The sequence below is a fragment of the Pseudomonas sp. Irchel s3f7 genome (assembly GCF_900187615.1).
In the GTDB taxonomy this organism is placed as follows: Bacteria; Pseudomonadota; Gammaproteobacteria; order Pseudomonadales; family Pseudomonadaceae; genus Aquipseudomonas.
The window spans coordinates 93752-114190 of sequence record NZ_FYDO01000019.1; the positions used below are offsets into that span (position 1 = coordinate 93752).

Sequence of the window (20439 nt, forward strand, 5' to 3'; positions counted from 1 at the left end):
TTTGTTAAATGAGGCGATAGAGCTGGCACCCTTGTTGCTAACACCTCAATGCCCGACGAGTGAGTGTCAAAAAAATGCGGGTCGCCCAAGAGAGTAGATCATGAGCCAAGGTATTGAATTTAATCGGTTGATGCTGGATATGCGCGCCATGCAAATGGATGCCATGTCTGCGCCGAAATCGACTGCCGCTGTCCCCGAACTGAATGGCAGCAGCTTTTCCGACATGCTCGGTCAGGCCGTCAATAAAGTGAACGACACCCAGCAGGCGTCTACTCAATTGGCCAGTGCGTTCGAAATCGGCAAAAGTGGCGTCGACCTGACGGACGTGATGATTTCCTCGCAGAAGGCCAGCGTGTCTTTCCAGGCGTTGACCCAAGTGCGTAACAAGCTGGTTCAGGCCTATCAAGACATCATGCAGATGCCTGTTTAAAGGACGAGATTGAGTCATGGCAGAAGCAGTCGCCGATAACGTTCCGGCCAAGTCCACCCCGATTGACGGCAAGCCGCCGCTGTTCGGGTTGTCTTTCCTGGAAAACCTCTCCGAGATGACCATGTTGCGTCAGGTAGGCCTGTTGGTCGGCCTGGCAGCGAGCGTGGCGATTGGCTTTGCCGTGGTGTTGTGGTCACAGCAACCGGACTACCGGCCTCTGTACGGCAGCCTTGCCGGTATGGACGCCAAGCAGGTCATGGATACCCTGGCCGCCGCCGACATTCCCTACACCGTAGAACCAAACTCCGGCGCGTTACTGGTCAAGGCTGAAGACCTGTCCCGGGCGCGGCTCAAGCTCGCGGGCGCTGGTGTCACTCCCAGCGATGGCAACATCGGTTTTGAAATCCTCGACAAAGAGCAGGGCCTGGGGACCAGCCAGTTCATGGAAGCGACCCGCTATCGTCGCGGCCTCGAAGGTGAACTGGCGCGCACTATTTCCAGCCTGAACAACGTCAAGGGTGCCCGTGTGCACCTGGCGATCCCGAAGAGTTCGGTGTTCGTGCGCGACGAGCGCAAGCCAAGTGCTTCGGTGCTGGTTGAGCTGTACTCCGGTCGTTCGCTGGAGCCTGGGCAGGTCGTTGCGATCATTAATCTGGTGGCGACCAGCGTCCCGGAACTCAGCAAGTCGCAGATCACCGTTGTCGACCAGAAGGGCAACCTGCTCTCCGATCAGGCGGAAAACTCCGAACTGACCATGGCCGGCAAGCAATTCGATTACAGCCGCCGCATGGAAAGCATGCTCACCCAGCGTGTGCACAACATTCTGCAACCGGTGCTGGGCAATGACCGCTACAAAGCCGAAGTCTCGGCCGACGTGGATTTCAGTGCCGTCGAGTCGACCTCCGAGCAGTTCAACCCGGATCAGCCGGCGTTGCGCAGCGAGCAGTCGGTCAACGAGCAGCGCACCGCCAGCAACGGCCCGCAGGGCATTCCCGGTGCCTTGAGCAACCAGCCACCGTCGCCAGCCTCTGCGCCGCAAACCACCGGTGGCGCCACGGCGTCGGCGGGCATGGTGCAGCCAGGTCAGCCGCTGATCGATGCCAACGGTCAGCAAATCATGGACCCGGCCACCGGCCAGCCGATGCTCGCGCCGTACCCGGCAGACAAGCGTCAACAATCGACCAAGAACTTCGAGCTCGACCGTTCCATCAGCCACACCAGGCAACAGCAGGGTCGTTTGAATCGCCTGTCGGTGTCGGTCGTGGTCGACGATCAGGTCATGATCAACCCGGCCAACGGTGAAACCACCCGCGCGCCATGGACCGCCGATCAATTGGCGCGCTTCACGCGTCTGGTTCAGGATGCGGTCGGTTTCGATGCCAGCCGTGGCGACAGTGTCAGCGTGATCAACATGCCGTTCTCCGCCGAGCGCGGTGAAGCGATTGCCGAAATTCCGTTCTATTCCCAGCCGTGGTTCTGGGACATCGTCAAGCAAGTGCTGGGTGTCCTGTTCATCCTGGTATTGGTGTTCGGCGTGTTGCGTCCGGTGCTCAACAACATCACCGGTGGCGGCAAAGACAAACACCTGACCGGTATCGGCAGTGATGTCGAGCTGGGTGGCATGGGCGGTCTGGATGGCGAACTGGCCAACGACCGCGTCAGCCTCGGCGGACCGCAGAGCATTCTGCTGCCGAGCCCGAGCGAAGGCTATGACGCTCAGTTGAACGCAATCAAGAGCCTGGTGGCCGAAGATCCGGGTCGCGTGGCCCAGGTCGTGAAAGAGTGGATTAACGCAGATGAGTGATAACCGAGCCGCGACCGTCAAACTCAGCAAGGTCGACAAAGCCGCGATCCTGTTGCTGTCCCTGGGCTCTACCGACGCGGCCCAGGTGTTGCGCCACATGGGACCCAAAGAGGTTCAGCGTGTGGGCGTGGCCATGGCGCAGATGGGCAATGTGCATCGCGAACAGGTCGAACAGGTGATGAGCGAGTTCGTCGACATCGTCGGCGACCAGACCAGCCTGGGCGTCGGCTCCGACGACTACGTGCGCAAGATGCTCACCCAGGCGCTGGGCGAAGACAAGGCCAACGGCCTGATCGACCGCATCCTGCTCGGCGGCAACACCAGCGGCCTCGACAGCCTGAAATGGATGGAGCCGCGCGCGGTTGCCGACGTGATCCGTTTCGAACACCCGCAGATCCAGGCGATCGTGGTGGCATACCTCGATCCGGACCAGGCCGGTGAAGTGCTGGGCAACTTCGACCACAAAGTGCGGCTGGACATCATTCTGCGGGTTTCCTCGCTGAACACCGTGCAGCCAGCGGCGCTGAAAGAACTCAACCAGATTCTCGAGAAGCAGTTCTCCGGCAACTCGAACGCCTCGCGCACCACCTTGGGCGGTATCAAGCGTGCGGCGGACATCATGAACTTCCTCGACAGCTCAATCGAAGGCCAGCTCATGGACTCGATCCGCGAAGTCGACGAAGACCTGTCCGGTCAGATCGAAGACCTCATGTTCGTGTTCAACAACCTGGCCGATGTCGACGACCGCGGCATTCAGGCGTTGCTGCGCGAGGTGTCTTCGGACGTGCTGGTGCTGGCCCTCAAAGGGTCGGACGAAGGCGTCAAGGAAAAGATCTTCAAGAACATGTCCAAACGTGCCGCCGAACTGTTGCGCGACGACCTGGAAGCCAAGGGCCCGGTGCGCGTCAGCGACGTCGAAACCGCGCAGAAGGAAATCCTCACTATTGCCCGCCGTATGGCCGAAGCCGGAGAAATCGTGCTCGGTGGCAAGGGCGGCGAGGAAATGATCTAACCCCATGGCCAAGCATGATGACGCGCCTACTGACTTGATCCGGGCCGGGGATGTCAGCGGTTTTGATACCTGGGCATTGCCCAGTTTCGATCCGCCACCCCCCGAGCCGGAACCGGAGCCCGAACCCGAGCCGCCGGAAATGGAGGAAGTGCCGCTGGAGGAAGTCCAGCCACTGACCCTCGAAGAACTCGAAAGCATTCGCCAGGAAGCCTACAACGAAGGCTTCGCCGTGGGCGAGAAGGAAGGCTTTCACAGCACCACGCTCAAGGTCCGCCAGGAAGCCGAAGTGGCCCTGACCGCGAAGGTCGCGGCGCTGGAGCAGTTGATGACGCATCTGTTCGAGCCCATCGCCGAGCAGGACACGCAGATTGAGAAGTCCCTGGTTGATCTCGTGCAGCACATCACCAAACAAGTGATTCAGCGCGAACTGGCCATCGACTCGACGCAGATCGAACACGTCATGCGCGAGGCGCTCAAGCTGTTGCCGCTGGGCGTCGGCAATGTGCGGTTGTACATCAATCCCCAGGATTTCGAACAGGTCAAAGCCTTGCGCGAGCGCCATGAAGAAACCTGGCGCATCGTCGAGGACGAGTCGCTGTTGGCGGGCGGTTGCCGGGTCGAGACGGAGCACAGTCGCATCGACGCGACGGTCGAAACCCGCGTCGCACGGGTGATGGACAAGCTGTTCGACCAATTGCACGAGCAAGCGCTGCACCCGGCGGCACCTGACGTGAGCCTGGAATTGCCCGTCGAGAGCAAACCCGCGGTCGCGCCAGAGCCGGACATTGCCGATGCGCCTTGATCGCACCAGTTTCGCCAAACGCCTGGGCAGTTACGCCGAGGCGACGGAACTGGCCGGTGCTCCCATTCTTGAAGGCCGCCTGCTGCGCATGGTCGGCCTGACCCTCGAAGCCGAAGGCCTGCGCGCCGCCATGGGCAGCCGCTGCATGGTCATCAACGACGACAGCTATCACCCGGTGCAGGTTGAAGCTGAAGTCATGGGCTTCTCCGGCAGCAAAGTCTTTTTGATGCCCGTCGGCAGCGTTGCCGGCATCGCCCCCGGCGCCCGCGTGGTGCCTCTGTCTGACACCGGTCGACTGCCCATGGGCATGAGCATGCTCGGGCGTGTGCTTGACGGTGCCGGTCGTGCGCTGGACGGCAAGGGCGGGATGAAGGCCGAAGACTGGGTGCCGATGGACGGCCCGACCATCAACCCGCTCAAGCGCGAACCGATCAGCGAGCCGCTGGATGTGGGCATTCGTTGCATCAACGGCATGCTGACGGTCGGTCGTGGTCAGCGACTCGGGCTGTTCGCCGGTACCGGTGTCGGTAAATCCGTACTGTTGGGCATGATGACCCGGTTCACCGAGGCCGACATCATCGTCGTCGGACTCATCGGCGAGCGGGGTCGTGAAGTTAAAGAGTTCATCGAGCACATCCTCGGTGAAGAAGGGCTCAAGCGTTCAGTGGTGGTGGCGTCCCCGGCGGACGATGCGCCATTGATGCGTCTGCGCGCCGCGATGTATTGCACGCGAATCGCCGAATACTTTCGCGACAAGGGCAAGAATGTCCTGTTGCTCATGGATTCCCTGACCCGTTTCGCCCAGGCCCAGCGGGAAATCGCGTTGGCCATTGGCGAGCCGCCCGCGACCAAGGGCTATCCGCCGTCGGTTTTCGCCAAGTTGCCGAAACTGGTGGAGCGAGCGGGCAACGCGGAGAAGGGCGGTGGTTCGATCACTGCGTTCTATACCGTGCTGTCCGAAGGCGATGACCAGCAGGACCCGATTGCCGACTCGGCGCGAGGCGTGCTCGACGGGCACATCGTGCTGTCCCGTCGACTCGCAGAAGAGGGGCATTACCCTGCCATCGATATCGAAGCGTCCATCAGTCGGGTGATGCCGGCGGTGGTGTCTCCGGAGCACATGGTGCGTGCGCAGTATTTCAAGCAATTGTGGTCGCGTTATCAACAGAGTCGCGACCTGATCAGCGTCGGTGCCTATGTCGCCGGCGGCGATCGCGAGACCGATCTGGCAATTTCCCTGCAGCCGCAATTGGTCAAATACCTGCGCCAGGGGCTCAACGACAGCATCAGCCTGGGCGAAAGCGAAGCGTACCTCGCCTCGATCTTCGCGCCTGCGGCTGGCGGTTAACCGGGCATGGCGCAGACTCGGGCAGGGCGTCTGGCTCCCGTCGTGGAAATGGCGGAAAAAGTCGAGAAAACCGCGGTCCAGCGTTTGGGGCATTTTCAGGGTCAGGTGCGGCTGGCGGAAAGCAAACTCGCCGACCTCGAAGCCTTTCGTCTGGACTACCAGGAACAATGGATCGTACGCGGTAGCAGCGGCGTTTCCGGTCAATGGTTGCTGGGCTATCAAGGGTTTCTCGCGCAACTGGGCACGGCCATTGACCAGCAGCGGCAAAGCCTTGCCTGGCATCAAAACAATCTGAACAAGGCGCGGGAAACCTGGCAGCAGGCGTTCGCAAGAGTCGAAGGTTTGCGCAAACTGGTTCAGCGTTATACCGATGAGGCGCGAGCGCTGGAAGACCGGCGTGAACAGAAGTTGCTGGACGAATTGTCCCAACGCTTGCCGCGCGAGAATCCGTATTGAGTCAGTGGGGCCGCGTTATCGTTCATCGCGGGCAAGCCACGCTCCACAGGTTTTGCGTCGTTCGCGTGGGCGCGTGGCTTGCCCGCGATGGCGATTTCAGGGCCGCTGCAATGTTCATTCTTGCTCCAACCTCTACCCAATGCTAAACCTTGTACAAGCAGGTTCCTCAATGACAAGGAAGCCATGACATGCCAGTCGTTACTGAAATCTCCCCGGACGGGAAAAAGCTGACGATATCGATCAAGGGGCGATTTGATTTCGCCAAGCATCAGGAATTTCGCGAGTCTTACGAAAAAAACCACCTTTCAGCCATTGTGGTCGACCTCAAAGAGGCCACCTACCTCGACAGCTCCGCATTGGGCATGCTGCTCTTGCTGCGTGATCACGCCGGCGGCGAAAGCGCTGATATCCGAGTGGTCAACAGCAGCTCGGATGTGCGAAAAATCCTCGCCATCTCTAACTTCGACAAACTGTTCGACATCAGTTGAACACCGTGCAGCCGCTTGAGTTGCTGACGATCCTGATCGCCGAGGACAGCGCTGCTGATCGCATGCTGTTGGCGAGCATTTTGCGTCGTCAGGGGCATGCGGTACTGACAGCGGCCAACGGTGCGGAGGCGGTCGATGTTTTCCGCGAACTTCGGCCGCATTTGGTGCTGATGGACGCGATGATGCCGGTGATGGACGGCTTCGAGGCGGCCCGGCAGATCAAGGCGTTGTCCGGGGAAAACCTGGTGCCGATCATCTTCCTCACGTCGTTGTCCGAGAACGAAGCCCTGGCCCGCTGCCTGGAGGTGGGGGGCGACGACTTTCTGGCGAAACCCTATAACCAGGTCATCCTCGCTGCCAAGATCAAGGCGATGGATCGTCTGCGACGGTTGCAGGCCACCGTGCTGCAGCAGCGTGACCAGATCGCCAGACACCATGAATACCTGCTCAACGAGCAACGCGTAGCCAAAGCCGTTTTCGACAAGGTCGCGCACTCCGGTTGCCTGAATGCCGCTCCCAATATCCGCTATTTGCAGTCGCCTTATGCGCTGTTCAACGGTGACCTGTTGCTGGCCGCGTACACCCCGGCGGGCGACATGCATGTGCTGCTCGGCGATTTCACCGGCCACGGTTTGCCCGCCGCCGTGGGTGCCATGCCCCTGGCCGAAGTCTTTTACGGCATGACCGCCAAGGGGTATGGGGTGTCGGAAACCCTGCGCGAGATGAATGCCAAGCTCAAACGCATCCTGCCCGTGGACATGTTCTGTTGCGCGATCTTGCTGTGCCTGAGTTTTCAGCGGCGCTCGGTGGAGGTCTGGAACGGTGGCATGCCGGACGGATACCTGCATCACATTGCCGACGGTGAACGCGAGCCCCTGGCGGCGCGGCATCTGCCACTTGGCGTGCTGAGTCCGGAGTCGTTCGATGACCGCACCGAGGTGCACCCCATGGCCATCGGGGACCAGGTTTTCCTGCTATCCGACGGTGTAGTCGACACCTGTAATGCCGATGACCAACTGTTTGGCGTGGAGCGATTGCAGCAGGTGTTCGCGGCCAATCGGCAACCTGATGCCGTGTTCGAAGAGATCAAGCAGGCACTGCGGGATTTTGGCGGTGAGTCCCGCGATGATGTCAGCATGGTCGAGATCAGTCTGTTGGAGCCGGCGCAGATCAGCCCGCCAGCGTTAATGTATTCCGACAGTGGTCAGTCCTGTCCGCTGGATTGGTCGGTCAGCTTCGAGTTTCGCGCCGCAACGCTCAAACGCTTCAATCCGTTGCCCTATCTGTTGCAATTGCTGCTGGAAGTGCATGGCCTGCGCGCTCAGAGCGGGGCGCTGTACAGTGTGCTGGCGGAGTTGTACTCCAATGCACTGGAGCATGGCGTTCTGGGTCTGGATTCAAGTCTCAAGCGCAATGCCTCCGGTTTTGCACGCTATTATCAACAGCGCAGTGTCCGCCTCGAGGCGCTCGAGGACGGCTATATCCGGGTGAATTTGCAGGTAGCACCGAGAGACGAGGGTGGTTGCCTGACCATTCACGTCGAGGACAGCGGCAAAGGTTTTGATGTGGTGCGAGTGATGGAGAGACCCTTGGATGACGTCCGTCTGTCGGGACGTGGGATCAGTCTGATCCGTCAGTTGGGCCGAAACGCTCAATGGACCGACAATGGTCGAAGTGCCCGCGTGGAGTTTTTCTGGAAGGCTCTGGCATAATCCTCGAATTCTTGATCAGGGAGTGAGCAAGTGGCTGATAAACATCTGGACCCGGACGTATTGAGTGCGTTGCGGGAGGTCATGGAGGATGAGTATCCGAAGTTGCTCGATACTTTTCTTGCCGACTCTGAAGCGCGTTTGAATCTTCTGCACGCAACAGAAGACACTGCGCAGCTCATTGAAGCTGCTCACAGCCTCAAAGGCAGCAGCGGCAACCTGGGGGCTAACAGGCTCGCCGAGCTGTGTAGCCAACTCGAACACAACGCCAACAGCATGCCTTCCCAAAGCATCAAAAAGCTGATCGCTGAGATTGATGACGAGTTCGCGATCGTGAGGCCACTTTACGAAGCCGAACGGCAACGTTCTCTGACCGAAAGCTGACCTGTCCGATACGATTCTTCTCTTTCGGCTGAAACTGGCTCGCCCCTTGCAGATAACTTTTCAACTGTATCTACGAGCCCCGTGCGGCGGAGACCGTTTCATGTCTGTCACTCCCAATATCCTGCTTCAGGCCACCGCACAGGCCAAGGCGCAAGCGGCGTCCGCCAATAGCCCGGCGCTGGCGGCCGAGCCTGAAGGCAAGGCGTCCAGCTTTGCTCATGTGTACGCCAATCAGGCCCAGAACAAGCCTTCGGCGATGGGCGATGGCTCGTCCAAATCAATGCGCGATAAAGCGGTTGATGGGCCCGGCAAAAAAGACAGCGGCGACGACAAGTCTGCCGCTGTGCAGCCAGCCATTGCCGATAACGGCAAATCCTTGCCCGCCGACAAACCGTCGCCCGCTGATGACACGTCGGTCAGTGATGAGGTCTCAGAGGCCGAACAGGCTCCGTTCGTCGATACACTGCCAACTGACCCTGCGCTCGACCCGGCATTGCAACAGGTCGCTCAAGCGTTAGTGCCAGCACCGCTGCCAGTGACGGATGCCGCACAGCCCGCAGAGGAAACACCGTTGGCGTCAGCTATTCCAGCTGCCGCGACGACGGCGCTGGTAGCCACCGACGGGGATTTCGATCCAGAGGCCGACCCGCTCGATGCGCTGCCGGCGTTGCGCCTGGCCATGGAGCAGAGTGGGCATGTGTCCGCGTCCAGCCAGGCTCAGGCGAAGAGTGCACAGACACCCGCCCAGGCACAGGCTGACGGAGAGTCAACCGCGGCACAGAATTTTGCTGCGGGAATGGCGAACATGCTGGACGTGCAGGTCGACAAGGACAGCACCAGCCAGGGAGGCGACAACGCGTTCAGTGGTCTGATCGACGACGGTCTCAAGGATCTGAAGAGCGCCAGCAGCGATACCCGTGTCGATGATTTCGCCAACCGTCTGGCCGCGTTGACCCAGGCTGCCACGCCGAAAACCGCCAACGCCTTGCCAGTGAACCAGCCGATTGCCATGCATCAAAGTGGTTGGACCGAAGAAGTGGTGAACCGGGTCATGTACCTGTCCAGCGCCAATCTCAAGGCGGCTGACATACAGTTGCAGCCCGCGGAACTGGGGCGCCTGGATATTCGGGTGAACATGGTCCCGGATCAGCAGACCCAGGTAACGTTCATGAGCGCCCATCCGGGTGTCCGTGAAGCGCTCGACAGTCAGGTGCACCGCTTGCGGGACATGCTTGTGCAGCAGGGTATGGGACAGGTTGACGTCAACGTCTCCGACCAGTCCCGTGGTTCACAGGATCAAGGGCAGCATCAGCAGGCCCGCAACGGTCGAACCAACGCCAATGGCGGTCGACTTGACGGCGTGGACGAGAGTCTCACCCCAAGCGTCGCCGAAGTCGCCGCTACCACCACCAGCGTGATCGGCTCCAGCGCGGTCGATTACTACGCCTGACGAACACAACGCCCAACCTTGTAGGAGCGAGCTTGCTCGCGATGGACGTTAACGATGACGAGTGCCGTCTGGATAAACGCGGCGCTCTCACGTCTTTCGCGAGCAAGCTCGCTCCTACATGGCATAACACTTGCTCTTGCCTATCCGTGCGACTGTGAAAACCCGAATAGTGACGGATTATTGGCATGGCGAAGAGCGACGCAGCAGTAAAAGACCCCGCAACCAAAGGCAAACTCAAGCTGATTATCGCGATCGTGGTGGCCCTGCTGCTGGCGATCGGTTTGTCCGTGGGGGCGACCTGGTACTTCATGCACAGCGCTCAGAGCAAGCCTGCCGCCGTGGCTGAGACCGCCCCGATCGGCAAGCAGCCAGCGATTTTCGAACCGATGGCGCCGGCATTCGTGGCCAACTTCAACCAGAACGGTCGCCAGCGTTACATGCAAGTGAGCATCACCATGCTCGGGCGTAACCAGGCTGATCTGGAAGCGCTCAAGGTCCACATGCCAGTGATCCGCAATAACCTGGTCATGCTGTTCTCCGGTCAGGACTTCGCGACCCTCGCGTCGCCGGTCGGCCAGGAAATGCTGCGCCAGAAAGCAACGGCCAGTGTCCAGGAAGTGGCGCAGAAAGAGCTGGGCAAAGTGGTGATCGAACAGTTGCTTTTCACTAATTTCGTACTGCAGTAGGAACACGACATGGCCGTGCAGGACCTGCTGTCCCAGGATGAGATCGATGCGCTGTTGCATGGCGTCGACGATGGTCTGGTACAGACCGAGAACGCTGCCGAACCCGGCAGCGTCAAAAGCTATGACCTGACCAGTCAGGACCGCATCGTCCGTGGACGCATGCCGACGCTGGAAATGATCAACGAACGTTTCGCCCGCTACACGCGCATCAGCATGTTCAACATGCTGCGTCGTTCCGCGGACGTGGCGGTCGGTGGTGTGCAGGTGATGAAGTTCGGCGAATACGTGCACTCGCTGTACGTGCCGACCAGCCTCAACCTGGTCAAGATCAAACCCCTGCGCGGTACCGCGCTGTTCATCCTCGACGCCAAACTGGTGTTCAAACTGGTGGACAACTTCTTTGGCGGCGATGGCCGTCACGCGAAGATCGAAGGCCGTGAATTCACGCCGACCGAACTGCGTGTGGTGCGCATGGTGCTGGAGCAAGCGTTCGTCGATTTGAAGGAAGCCTGGCAGGCGATCATGGAAGTGAACTTCGAGTACATCAACTCGGAAGTGAACCCGGCCATGGCCAACATCGTCGGCCCCAGCGAAGCCATTGTGGTGTCGACGTTCCACATCGAACTCGATGGCGGTGGCGGCGACCTGCACGTGACCATGCCGTACTCGATGATCGAGCCGGTGCGCGAAATGCTCGATGCCGGCTTCCAGTCCGACCTCGACGATCAGGACGAGCGCTGGGTCAATGCCCTGCGCCAGGACGTACTGGATGTCGACGTGCCGATCGGTGCCACCGTTGCGCGACGTCAGTTGAAACTGCGCGACATCCTGCACATGCAGCCGGGGGACATCATCCCGGTCGAAATGCCGGAAGACATGATCATGCGCGCCAACGGCGTACCGGCCTTCAAGGTCAAGATGGGCTCGCACAAAGGCAACCTGGCGTTGCAAGTGATCGAGCCGATCGAGCGTCGTTGATCGGCGCTCCAAACACATTCGCAGTTAACCGAATTCTGAATTTTTGCTCGCCGAGGACACTGACACTATGAACACGCAAGACGATCAGGCTCTGGCCGATGAATGGGCTGCCGCCCTGGAAGAAACCGGTGACGCCGGGCAGGCCGATATCGATGCCTTGCTGGCAGCCGACACGGGCAATTCGTCATCCAACCGTCTGCCGATGGAGGAGTTCGGCAGCGTGCCGAAAAACAACGAGCCGGTCACTCTCGACGGCCCGAACCTGGATGTGATTCTCGATATCCCGGTATCGATTTCCATGGAAGTGGGCAGCACCGACATCAACATCCGCAACCTGCTGCAACTCAACCAGGGTTCGGTGATCGAGCTGGATCGTCTGGCCGGTGAGCCGCTGGATGTGCTGGTCAACGGCACACTCATCGCCCATGGCGAAGTGGTGGTGGTCAACGAGAAGTTCGGCATCCGCCTGACCGACGTGATCAGCCCAAGCGAACGCATCAAGAAGCTGCGCTGAGTGAAAAAGGTTCTGGGCGTTCTTCTGGCATTGCCGTTGACTGCACTGGCGGCCGAGCCGGTCGCAACGGCCGCCGTCGCTGCTGCGCCGACGGTCAACAGCGGTGTGGCCGGGCAACTGACGCAACTGGTGTTTGGTTTGCTGTTGGTGCTCGGGCTGATCTTCTTCCTGGCCTGGTTGCTGCGCCGGGTGCAGCAGGCCGGACCCGCAGGCAAAGGGCAAGTCATCGAGTTGATCGGGTCCCGCGCACTGGGTCCGCGTGACCGGTTGATGCTGGTGCAGGTTGGCAATGAGCAGATTCTGCTGGGACTGAGTCCTGGGACCATCACCGCGCTGCACGTCCTCAAAGAGCCGGTGCAGGTGCCGAGCACGATTGAAAAAACGACGCCGGAATTTGCCCAGCGCCTGCTGGAGATCCTGGGCAAAGATCACAAGGATAAGAAGTAATGGGTGCGTTACGCATCGTCTTGACGTTGGCCCTGATGCTGGCTGCGCCGTTGGCGTTCGCCGCCGATCCGTTGTCGATCCCGGCCATCACGTTGGGCACCAACGCCGAAGGCGCTCAGGAATACTCGGTCAGCCTGCAAATCCTGCTGATCATGACCGCGCTGAGTTTCATCCCGGCGTTCGTCATGCTGATGACCAGTTTCACCCGGATCATCATCGTTTTCTCGATCCTGCGTCAGGCCCTTGGCTTGCAACAGACGCCTTCGAACCAGATCCTCACGGGCCTGGCGCTGTTTCTGACGATGTTCATCATGGCGCCGGTGTTTGACCGGGTGAACCAGGACGCCTTGCAGCCGTACCTGGCGGAAAAGCTCACGGCCCAGGACGCCGTTGCCAAGGCGCAGGTGCCGATCAAGGACTTCATGCTCGCCCAAACGCGCAGCAGCGATCTTGAGCTGTTCATGCGCTTGTCCAAGCGCACCGACATTGCCACGCCGGATCAGGCGCCGCTGACCATCCTGGTGCCGGCCTTCGTGACGTCCGAACTGAAAACCGCTTTCCAGATCGGCTTCATGATCTTCATTCCGTTCCTGATCATCGATCTGGTCGTGGCCAGTGTGCTGATGGCGATGGGCATGATGATGCTCTCGCCACTGATCATTTCCCTGCCGTTCAAAATCATGCTGTTCGTGCTGGTGGATGGCTGGGCCTTGATTATCGGTACGTTGGCCAGCAGCTTCGGCGGTGTCTCGCCATGACGCCGGAAGTCGCCGTCGACATCTTTCGCGAAGCGCTGTGGCTGACCACGTTGATGGTGGCGGTGCTGGTGATTCCGAGTTTGCTGGTGGGCCTGATCGTGGCGATGTTCCAGGCTGCTACCCAGATCAACGAACAGACCCTGAGCTTCCTCCCGCGTCTGCTGGTGATGCTGGTGACGCTGATCGTCGCCGGCCCGTGGCTGGTGCAGACCTTCATGGAATACATCATCCAGCTGTACCACAACATTCCGATGGTCATCGGCTAAGCCATGTCATCGCTGCTGCAGTTGACCGACACCCAGATCAGCACGTGGGTCGCGACCTTCATGTTGCCGCTGTTTCGTGTCGGCGCCTTGCTGATGGTCATGCCGGTGTTCGGCACTTCGCTGGTGCCCAAGCGTATTCGGCTCTATTTCGCCCTCGCCATCACCGTGGTCATTGCGCCCAACCTGCCGCCCATGCCGCCGGTACATGCGCTGGATCTGAGCGGGCTGCTGCTGATTGCCGAGCAGATTCTCGTCGGCGCGATCCTCGGGTTCTCTCTGCAATTGTTCTTCCAGGCTTTCGTGGTGGCCGGGCAAATTGTCTCGATCCAGATGGGCATGGGCTTCGCGTCCATGGTCGACCCCACCAACGGCGTGTCGGTGGCGGTGATCGGACAGTTCTTCACCATGCTGGTAACGCTGATGTTCCTGGCTATGAATGGCCATCTGGTAGTGTTCGAGGTGCTGACCGAGAGCTTCACAACGTTGCCGGTCGGTAGCGGCCTGATGGTCAATCATTACTGGGAAATTGCAGGCAAACTGGGTTGGGTCCTGGGTGCGGCATTGCTGCTGGTACTGCCGGCGATCACCGCGCTGCTGGTGGTTAACATCGCGTTCGGTGTGATGACGCGGGCGGCGCCGCAACTGAACATTTTCTCCATCGGTTTTCCGCTGACGCTGGTGCTCGGGCTGTTCATCGTCTGGGTCGGTCTGGCGGACATTCTCAATCAGTATCAGCCGCTGGCCACCGAGGCCTTACAGCTTTTACGCGAACTGGCAAAGGCGCGCTGAGCCATGGCTGAGAGCGAAAGCGGTCAGGACAAGACAGAAGACCCCACGGAGAAAAAGAAAAAGGACGCCCGTGAAAAGGGTGAGATTGCCCGTTCCAAGGAGCTTAATACGCTGGCGATCATGCTTGCAGGTGCTGGCGCGTTGCTGGTGTTCGGCGGAGCGCTGGCTCAGGAAATGATGGACCTGATGCGCCTGAATTTTACGCTGTCGCGGGAAGTGGTGCTGGATCAGCGCTCGATGGGCGCCTATCTGCTGCACTCGGGGCAGATCGCCTTGCTGGCGATTCAGCCAGTGATGATCACCTTGCTGCTGGCCGCATTGATCGGCCCGATTTCCCTCGGTGGCTGGTTGTTCTCCGCGGGCACCATGGCGCCCAAATTCAGCCGTATGAACCCCGGTGCAGGTCTCAAGCGCATGTTTTCGGCCAAGGCCGTGGCCGAACTGCTCAAAGCCTTGGCGAAGTTCTTCATCGTGCTGTTTGTGGCGCTGTTGGTGTTGTCCGCAGACATCGACGATTTGTTGCGTATCGCCCACGAACCGCTGGATCGGGCCATCACTCATAGCCTGCAATTGGTCGGCTGGAGCACTCTGTGGATGGCCTGCGGATTGATCATCATTGCCGCCGTCGATGTACCGATCCAGATCTGGGAAAGCATCAAGAAACTGAAGATGACCAAGCAAGAAGTGCGCGACGAGCACAAGGACCAGGAAGGTCGGCCTGAAGTCAAACAGCGCATTCGCCAGTTGCAACGCGAAATGTCCCAGCGCCGGATGATGGCGGCAATCCCCGATGCCGACGTGGTCATCACCAACCCGACCCACTACGCCGTGGCGCTCAAGTACGACCCGGACAAGGGCGGGGCGCCGATGCTGATCGCCAAGGGCAGCGACTTCCTGGCGCTGAAGATTCGTGAAATCGCGGCGGCCAATGAGATTTTGCTGCTGGAATCGCCGGCGCTGGCGCGGTCGATTTATTACTCGACGGAGTTAGAGCAGGAAATTCCGGGTGGGCTGTATCTCGCGGTTGCGCAGGTGTTGGCTTACGTCTACCAGATTCGGCAGTACCGGGCGGGCAAAGGAAAGCGGCCGGATCCGCTCAAGGATGATTTGCCGATTCCGCCGGATTTGCGGCGGGATTCTTAAAGTAGAGTTACTGTGTTTTTAGCTCAATCGCTCCTTGCTCCTTGACAGGGGATAGATCTGGCGATTTTAGCCGTTGCGAATATGTAAGATTTTTTTTGGGTGGAAATTGATGCTTTTTCCTTTTTTCACATGATGGGTCTGTGTTCTAAAAAAGGTGTCTAGGTCGCTGTATGGGTCATCTGGGTAGTGCTGGCGAGAATAATTAAATTGTTCAAGAATATCCTGCGGGTCGTTGTTCGCCACCACAATACCTTTATAGCCTTTTACGGGTTTTCTAGTCAGGTGTGAAAATTCTGCTGCGAATGAGTTGCGGCCGCCCTCCGCAGAATGGCAAGCCAAAATTCTAACGTTTTCGTATTTTTCAAAGTTGTAGTTTTTCTGCAGTAGCTCGGTGTGAAGCTCTTTAGGGGTTAACTGTCGATCTTTGAAGACAACTTTCGAGGGCTTACTTGATATGCCTGGCTCGCCATGAGCTTTAATGTTGAGACGTGTATTGCCCTTGTAGTTATCTATAAAAGTGAACGCTGCGTCGTCGATCATTCGAATCTCTTGCATGTATCCATTCCTTGGGGCTTTTGCTGCTGTAAGTGCTCGCCGCGATGAAAGAAAGGATGTAAAGATTTTTGCGAGTGGAATATGGCCGTTTTGATCATAAAAGTTGACCGGATCCGCGAGGCAATAGGCATACGGATTCAACCCGCCATTTCCAAACGGACTCAAACTATCCGGACTATTAAATCGCATCAAAACAGGATTAAACGCCCGATACCCATTCCCCAACAAATAACACCCGGTCACCGCATCCGCCCGCTCACCATTGAACCCCAGCAAGCTGCTCAATCCGCTTTCAGCCCGATGATGGCCGTAGGGCGAGTAGGCGATGGGGTATTGCAGATCGGCTTTAAGAGTCTGCAGTACCGAACGCTGCGGATCGGTAGCCAGCAGTGTGCTTTCGACGGCATCGTTCTGACGCTTCTGTTGCGCTAGCAGCAGGTCGTCCTTCTGAAAAATGGAGTACCCGATTGCCCCCTGTATTTCCGTACTCAGGCGACTTTTGCAATAAAACCGTTGGTGCGCTGCTGCCCCCGGCAGGAATTGGCTGATCAAACGATCCAGTGGATCGTAGGCATTGCGGCAGAGCAGGATTGGTTGTGAGGAAGCCATAGAGCTTGCTCCAGATTCTCGGGGGAGCTTGAGTATCGGCGGATTATTGCCAGCTCGGTACTATCAGAACTGATAGGTTCGGTGCGCTGTATGGCTCGATCAGTTGCAAGCCTGGACACCACTAACCCTGTGGGAGCTTGCTCGCGATAGCGGCGGGTCAGTCAACATACGTGCTCGCTGTGTCGACGTCATCGCGAGCAAACTCGCTCCCACAAGGACCTCCGCAGGCCGCACAGGCCACCGCTGCATCCTCAAATCCAAAAGTTGGAAGGCTTCTTGCAATAGCCACCCTGCGCCTGCTTCTGGCGTCAAAAGTTTGCTTCAAAGGAACGGGGAATACCGGTGGATCGCTCTCAGTTAATCAGCGCAGCTCGCACAAACGTCGCCGACCTCAGTCGGGGCAATTTGGGTGTGCCATTGTTGCTGCTGGTCATGCTGGCGATGATGATGTTGCCGATTCCGCCGTTTCTGCTGGACGTGTTCTTCACGTTCAACATTGCGTTGTCGATTGTGGTGCTGCTGGTCTGCGTGTACGCCTTGCGGCCGCTGGATTTCGCGGTGTTCCCGACCATTCTGCTGGTGGCGACTTTGTTGCGCCTGGCGCTGAACGTGGCCTCTACCCGGGTGGTGATGCTTCACGGCCAGGACGGTCATGCCGCCGCCGGCAAGGTGATCCAGGCCTTCGGTGAAGTGGTGATTGGCGGTAACTACGTGGTCGGTATCGTGGTTTTTGCGATCTTGATGATCATCAACTTCGTCGTGGTGACCAAGGGTGCCGGGCGGATTTCCGAGGTGAGTGCGCGTTTCACCCTCGATGCAATGCCCGGCAAACAAATGGCGATCGACGCCGACCTCAACGCCGGCCTGATCGACCAGGCGCAAGCCAAGGCGCGTCGTTCGGAAGTTGCGCAGGAAGCCGAGTTCTACGGTTCCATGGACGGTGCCAGCAAGTTCGTCCGGGGTGACGCCATTGCCGGCCTGCTGATTCTGTTCATCAACCTGATCGGCGGCATGGCGGTCGGTATCTTCCAGCACGGCATGACCTTCGGCGACGCCGGTAAGGTTTACGCGTTGCTGACCATCGGTGACGGTTTGGTGGCGCAATTGCCATCACTGTTGTTATCGACAGCGGCGGCAATCATGGTGACCCGTGCTTCCGGTTCGGAAGACATGGGCAAGCAGATCAATCGCCAGATGTTCGCCTCGCCCAAAGCGCTGGCGGTGGCGGCGGGCTTGATGGCGGTCATGGGGCTTGTCCCGGGCATGCCGCACTTTTCCTTCCTGAGCATGGCGGCCCTCGCGGCAGGTGGTGCCTACCTGTTCTGGAAGAAGCAGAACGGCGCCAAGGTGCAGGCGCTGCAAGAGGTCAAGCGTCAGCAGGAATTGCTGCCTTCGCCAGCCCGGGCCCAGGAAACCAAGGAGCTTGGCTGGGATGACGTGACACCGATCGACATGATCGGCCTGGAAGTGGGCTATCGCCTGATTCCATTGGTCGACCGCAACCAGGGCGGCCAGCTGCTGGCGCGGATCAAGGGCGTGCGCAAGAAGCTGTCCCAGGATCTGGGCTTCCTGATGCCGACCGTGCATATCCGCGACAACCTCGACCTGGCCCCCAGCGCCTATCGCCTGACCCTCATGGGGGTGATCCTGGCGGAAGCGGAGATTTACCCGGATCGCGAACTGGCGATCAACCCGGGGCAGGTCTACGGCACGCTCAACGGCATCACCGCCAAAGACCCGGCTTTTGGTCTGGAGGCGGTGTGGATCGAGATCAGTCAGCGTGCCCAGGCACAATCCCTTGGCTATACAGTGGTCGATGCCAGTACAGTAGTGGCCACCCACTTGAACCAGATTCTCTACAAGCATTCCAGTGAGCTGATCGGCCACGAGGAAGTGCAGCAACTCATGCAATTGCTGGCCAAGAGTTCGCCGAAACTGGCAGAAGAACTGGTGCCGGGTGTGGTGTCGCTGTCGCAATTGCTCAAGGTGCTGCAAGCGTTGTTGGCGGAACAAGTGCCGGTGCGTGACATTCGCAGCATTGCCGAAGCCATCGCGAACAATGCCGCCAAGAGTCAAGATACCGCCGCATTGGTGGCGGCGGTGCGTGTTGGCGTATCCCGCGCAATCGTCCAAAGCATTGTAGGCACTGACTCCGAGCTGCCAGTTATCACGCTGGAGCCAAGGTTGGAACAGATATTGCTCAATAGTCTGCAGAAGGCGGGACAAGGCTCGGAAGAGGGTGTTCTGCTGGAGCCAAGCATGGCTGAAAAGCTGCAGCGCTCGTTGATCGATGCCGCGCAGCGTCAAGAGATGCAAGGTCAACCGGTGATTCTGCTGGTGGCCGGTCCGGTTCGCGCGATGCTCTCGCGATTTGGCCGGCTCGCAGTACCGGGTTTGCACGTGTTGGCTTACCAGGAAATCCCTGACAACAAGCAAGTGACCATCGTTGCGACAGTAGGGCCCAACGGCTGAGGTAGTGGTTTATGCAAGTTAAGCGTTTTTTCGCCGCCGATATGCGTCAGGCCATGAAGCTGGTTCGCGATGAGCTGGGCGCTGATGCGGCGATCATTGGCAACCGCCGGATCGCCGGGGGTGTCGAGCTGACTGCCGCGCTGGATTACAAGCTGTCGGCGCTGGCGCCACGTGTTCCGAACATGGAGCTCGAGGATGAGCTGCGCAAGACCCAATCGCGGATCGTCACCGCCCAGGCCGAACTGAGCCTGCGCAGCGAAGGCGAGAGCGACGAGAGCACCAATCGCCAGTTGTTCGCTGGCCTGCCGCTGACCGCTGCCGAGCCGTTGATCGAACCGACTTACGCCGAGCCGCGTCGCCCGGCACCAGCGCCTGCTCCAGCAGCGGCTGTTGACGCTCGCGTGTTCGACTCGATGCGTTTCGAGCTCAACAGCCTGCGCGAACTCATGGAAGTACAGCTGGGATCGCTGGCCTGGAATCAGCTGCAAGGCAGCAGTCCGGGTCAGGCCAACCTCTGGCGTCGTCTGCAACGCATTGGTCTGTCCGGCCCGTTGTCGCGCGATCTGCTGGCACTGATTACTGAAATCCAGGAGCCTCGTCAGGCCTGGCGCATGTTGCTGGCGCACCTGGCACGAATGATCGCCACGCCGGAAATCGAGCCCCTGGAAGAAGGCGGCGTGATTGCCATGGTCGGCCCTGCCGGCATGGGCAAGACCACCACGCTGGCCAAGCTGGCGGCCCGGTACGTGCTCAAGTACGGCGCACAGAACATTGCGCTGGTGAGCATGGACAGCTTCCGCATCGGCGCACAGGAGCAGCTCAAGACCCTCGGCCGCATCCTCAATGTGCCGGTGACCCACGTCGACCCGGGCCAGTCCCTGGTGCAGGCGCTGGAACCTTTGCTGCGCAAGCGTGTAGTGCTGATCGACACCGCCGGCCTGCAAGCCAGCGACCCGGCGCTGCGTATGCAGCTCGAAAGTCTGGCCGGCCGTGGCATCCGCTCAAAAAATTATCTGGTGTTGGCAACCACCAGCCAGAAACAGGTTCTAACCGCCGCCTATCACAGTTACAAGCGCTGCGGGCTAGCTGGCTGCATCCTGACTAAACTGGATGAAACAGCCAGTCTGGGCGAGGTACTAAGTCTGGCCATCAGCCATGAATTACCGGTGGCGTACCTGACCGATGGCCCGCGGATTCCGGATGATCTGCATCTGCCGCGTCGTCATCAATTGGTCAGTCGCGCCGTCAGCGTGCAAATGCAGGAAGAACCCAGCGAAGAAGCCATGGCTGACATGTTCGCTGACATTTACCACAGCCCCACCAAGCAGGTAGGCTGAGG

Annotated in this window: 21 protein-coding genes; 20 read left to right on the forward strand and 1 reads right to left on the reverse strand. The window is 59.3% G+C overall.

All coding sequences use genetic code 11. The features are described 5' to 3' along the window. The first annotated feature begins 100 nt into the window (after positions 1-100). The 18 genes from fliE to flhB all read left to right on the forward strand — a co-directional run bounded on the left by fliE (position 101) and on the right by flhB (position 15464). Complete coding sequence (gene fliE, locus CKW19_RS17745) at positions 101-430, forward strand: flagellar hook-basal body complex protein FliE (protein WP_034146274.1); 330 nt, start codon at positions 101-103, stop codon at positions 428-430. Between the two features lie 16 nt (positions 431-446). Then, the gene (fliF, locus tag CKW19_RS17750; RefSeq protein ID WP_095059015.1) at positions 447-2234 is read left to right on the forward strand and encodes a flagellar basal-body MS-ring/collar protein FliF; all 1788 of its coding nucleotides are present in this window, start codon (positions 447-449) and stop codon (positions 2232-2234) included. Then, on the forward strand, positions 2227-3246 hold the full coding sequence (gene fliG, locus CKW19_RS17755; protein WP_095059016.1) for a flagellar motor switch protein FliG: 1020 nt from the start codon (positions 2227-2229) through the stop codon (positions 3244-3246). The genes fliF and fliG overlap by 8 nt, the downstream gene beginning before the upstream one ends. 4 nt (positions 3247-3250) lie before the next feature. Continuing rightward, positions 3251-4048 (forward strand): flagellar assembly protein FliH, encoded by a 798-nt coding sequence (fliH, locus tag CKW19_RS17760; RefSeq protein ID WP_095059017.1) that lies wholly within the window; start codon positions 3251-3253, stop codon positions 4046-4048. Next, positions 4038-5396: a flagellar protein export ATPase FliI gene (gene fliI, locus CKW19_RS17765; RefSeq protein ID WP_095059018.1), complete on the forward strand. Its 1359-nt coding sequence runs from the start codon at positions 4038-4040 to the stop codon at positions 5394-5396. The genes fliH and fliI overlap by 11 nt, the downstream gene beginning before the upstream one ends. Before the next feature lie 6 nt (positions 5397-5402). Then, positions 5403-5852, forward strand: coding sequence for a flagellar export protein FliJ (fliJ, locus tag CKW19_RS17770; RefSeq protein ID WP_095059019.1), 450 nt, complete (start codon positions 5403-5405; stop codon positions 5850-5852). 188 nt (positions 5853-6040) lie between these two features. Further along, positions 6041-6340 carry an STAS domain-containing protein gene (locus CKW19_RS17775; protein WP_095059020.1) on the forward strand — a complete coding sequence of 100 codons (300 nt, stop codon included), beginning with the start codon at positions 6041-6043 and terminating at the stop codon, positions 6338-6340. A 5-nt stretch (positions 6341-6345) separates the two neighbouring features. After that, positions 6346-8052 (forward strand): fused response regulator/phosphatase, encoded by a 1707-nt coding sequence (locus CKW19_RS17780; RefSeq protein ID WP_095059055.1) that lies wholly within the window; start codon positions 6346-6348, stop codon positions 8050-8052. 30 nt (positions 8053-8082) lie between these two features. Further along, positions 8083-8433: an Hpt domain-containing protein gene (locus CKW19_RS17785; protein WP_095059021.1), complete on the forward strand. Its 351-nt coding sequence runs from the start codon at positions 8083-8085 to the stop codon at positions 8431-8433. Positions 8434-8533: 100 nt separating this feature from the next. Beyond that, entirely contained in the window at positions 8534-9883 is a 1350-nt protein-coding gene (locus tag CKW19_RS17790) for a flagellar hook-length control protein FliK (RefSeq protein ID WP_095059022.1), read from the forward strand. A gap of 185 nt (positions 9884-10068) precedes the next feature. Further along, positions 10069-10569 (forward strand): flagellar basal body-associated protein FliL, encoded by a 501-nt coding sequence (gene fliL / locus CKW19_RS17795; RefSeq protein ID WP_095059023.1) that lies wholly within the window; start codon positions 10069-10071, stop codon positions 10567-10569. A gap of 9 nt (positions 10570-10578) precedes the next feature. Next, positions 10579-11547, forward strand: a complete 969-nt coding sequence (fliM, locus tag CKW19_RS17800) for a flagellar motor switch protein FliM (RefSeq protein WP_095059024.1) — start codon at positions 10579-10581, stop codon at positions 11545-11547. Between the two features lie 67 nt (positions 11548-11614). Next, positions 11615-12061, forward strand: a complete 447-nt coding sequence (gene fliN / locus CKW19_RS17805) for a flagellar motor switch protein FliN (RefSeq protein WP_095059025.1) — start codon at positions 11615-11617, stop codon at positions 12059-12061. Beyond that, entirely contained in the window at positions 12062-12508 is a 447-nt protein-coding gene (fliO, locus tag CKW19_RS17810; protein WP_095059026.1) for a flagellar biosynthetic protein FliO, read from the forward strand. Beyond that, a complete protein-coding gene (fliP, locus tag CKW19_RS17815; protein ID WP_095059027.1) occupies positions 12508-13266 on the forward strand; it encodes a flagellar type III secretion system pore protein FliP in 759 nt (252 codons plus the stop codon). The genes fliO and fliP overlap by 1 nt, the downstream gene beginning before the upstream one ends. Beyond that, positions 13263-13532 (forward strand): flagellar biosynthesis protein FliQ, encoded by a 270-nt coding sequence (gene fliQ, locus CKW19_RS17820; protein WP_095059028.1) that lies wholly within the window; start codon positions 13263-13265, stop codon positions 13530-13532. Before fliP ends, fliQ begins: the two co-directional genes overlap by 4 nt. Positions 13533-13544: 12 nt before the next feature. Further along, complete coding sequence (fliR, locus tag CKW19_RS17825; RefSeq protein WP_371856295.1) at positions 13545-14321, forward strand: flagellar biosynthetic protein FliR; 777 nt, start codon at positions 13545-13547, stop codon at positions 14319-14321. Positions 14322-14324: 3 nt separating this feature from the next. After that, positions 14325-15464 carry a flagellar biosynthesis protein FlhB gene (flhB, locus tag CKW19_RS17830; RefSeq protein WP_095059030.1) on the forward strand — a complete coding sequence of 380 codons (1140 nt, stop codon included), beginning with the start codon at positions 14325-14327 and terminating at the stop codon, positions 15462-15464. A gap of 66 nt (positions 15465-15530) precedes the next feature. Here the strand turns inward: flhB and CKW19_RS17835 are convergent, their stop codons facing one another. After that, on the reverse strand, positions 15531-16628 hold the full coding sequence (locus tag CKW19_RS17835) for an RHS repeat-associated core domain-containing protein (protein WP_095059031.1): 1098 nt from the start codon (positions 16626-16628) through the stop codon (positions 15531-15533). 342 nt (positions 16629-16970) lie between these two features. Between CKW19_RS17835 and flhA the strand changes: the two genes are divergently transcribed. Both flhA and flhF read left to right on the forward strand, forming a co-directional pair. Continuing rightward, the gene (gene flhA, locus CKW19_RS17840) at positions 16971-19100 is read left to right on the forward strand and encodes a flagellar biosynthesis protein FlhA (protein WP_095059032.1); all 2130 of its coding nucleotides are present in this window, start codon (positions 16971-16973) and stop codon (positions 19098-19100) included. A gap of 11 nt (positions 19101-19111) precedes the next feature. Then, positions 19112-20437: a flagellar biosynthesis protein FlhF gene (flhF, locus tag CKW19_RS17845; RefSeq protein ID WP_095059033.1), complete on the forward strand. Its 1326-nt coding sequence runs from the start codon at positions 19112-19114 to the stop codon at positions 20435-20437. Positions 20438-20439: the final 2 nt, after the last annotated feature.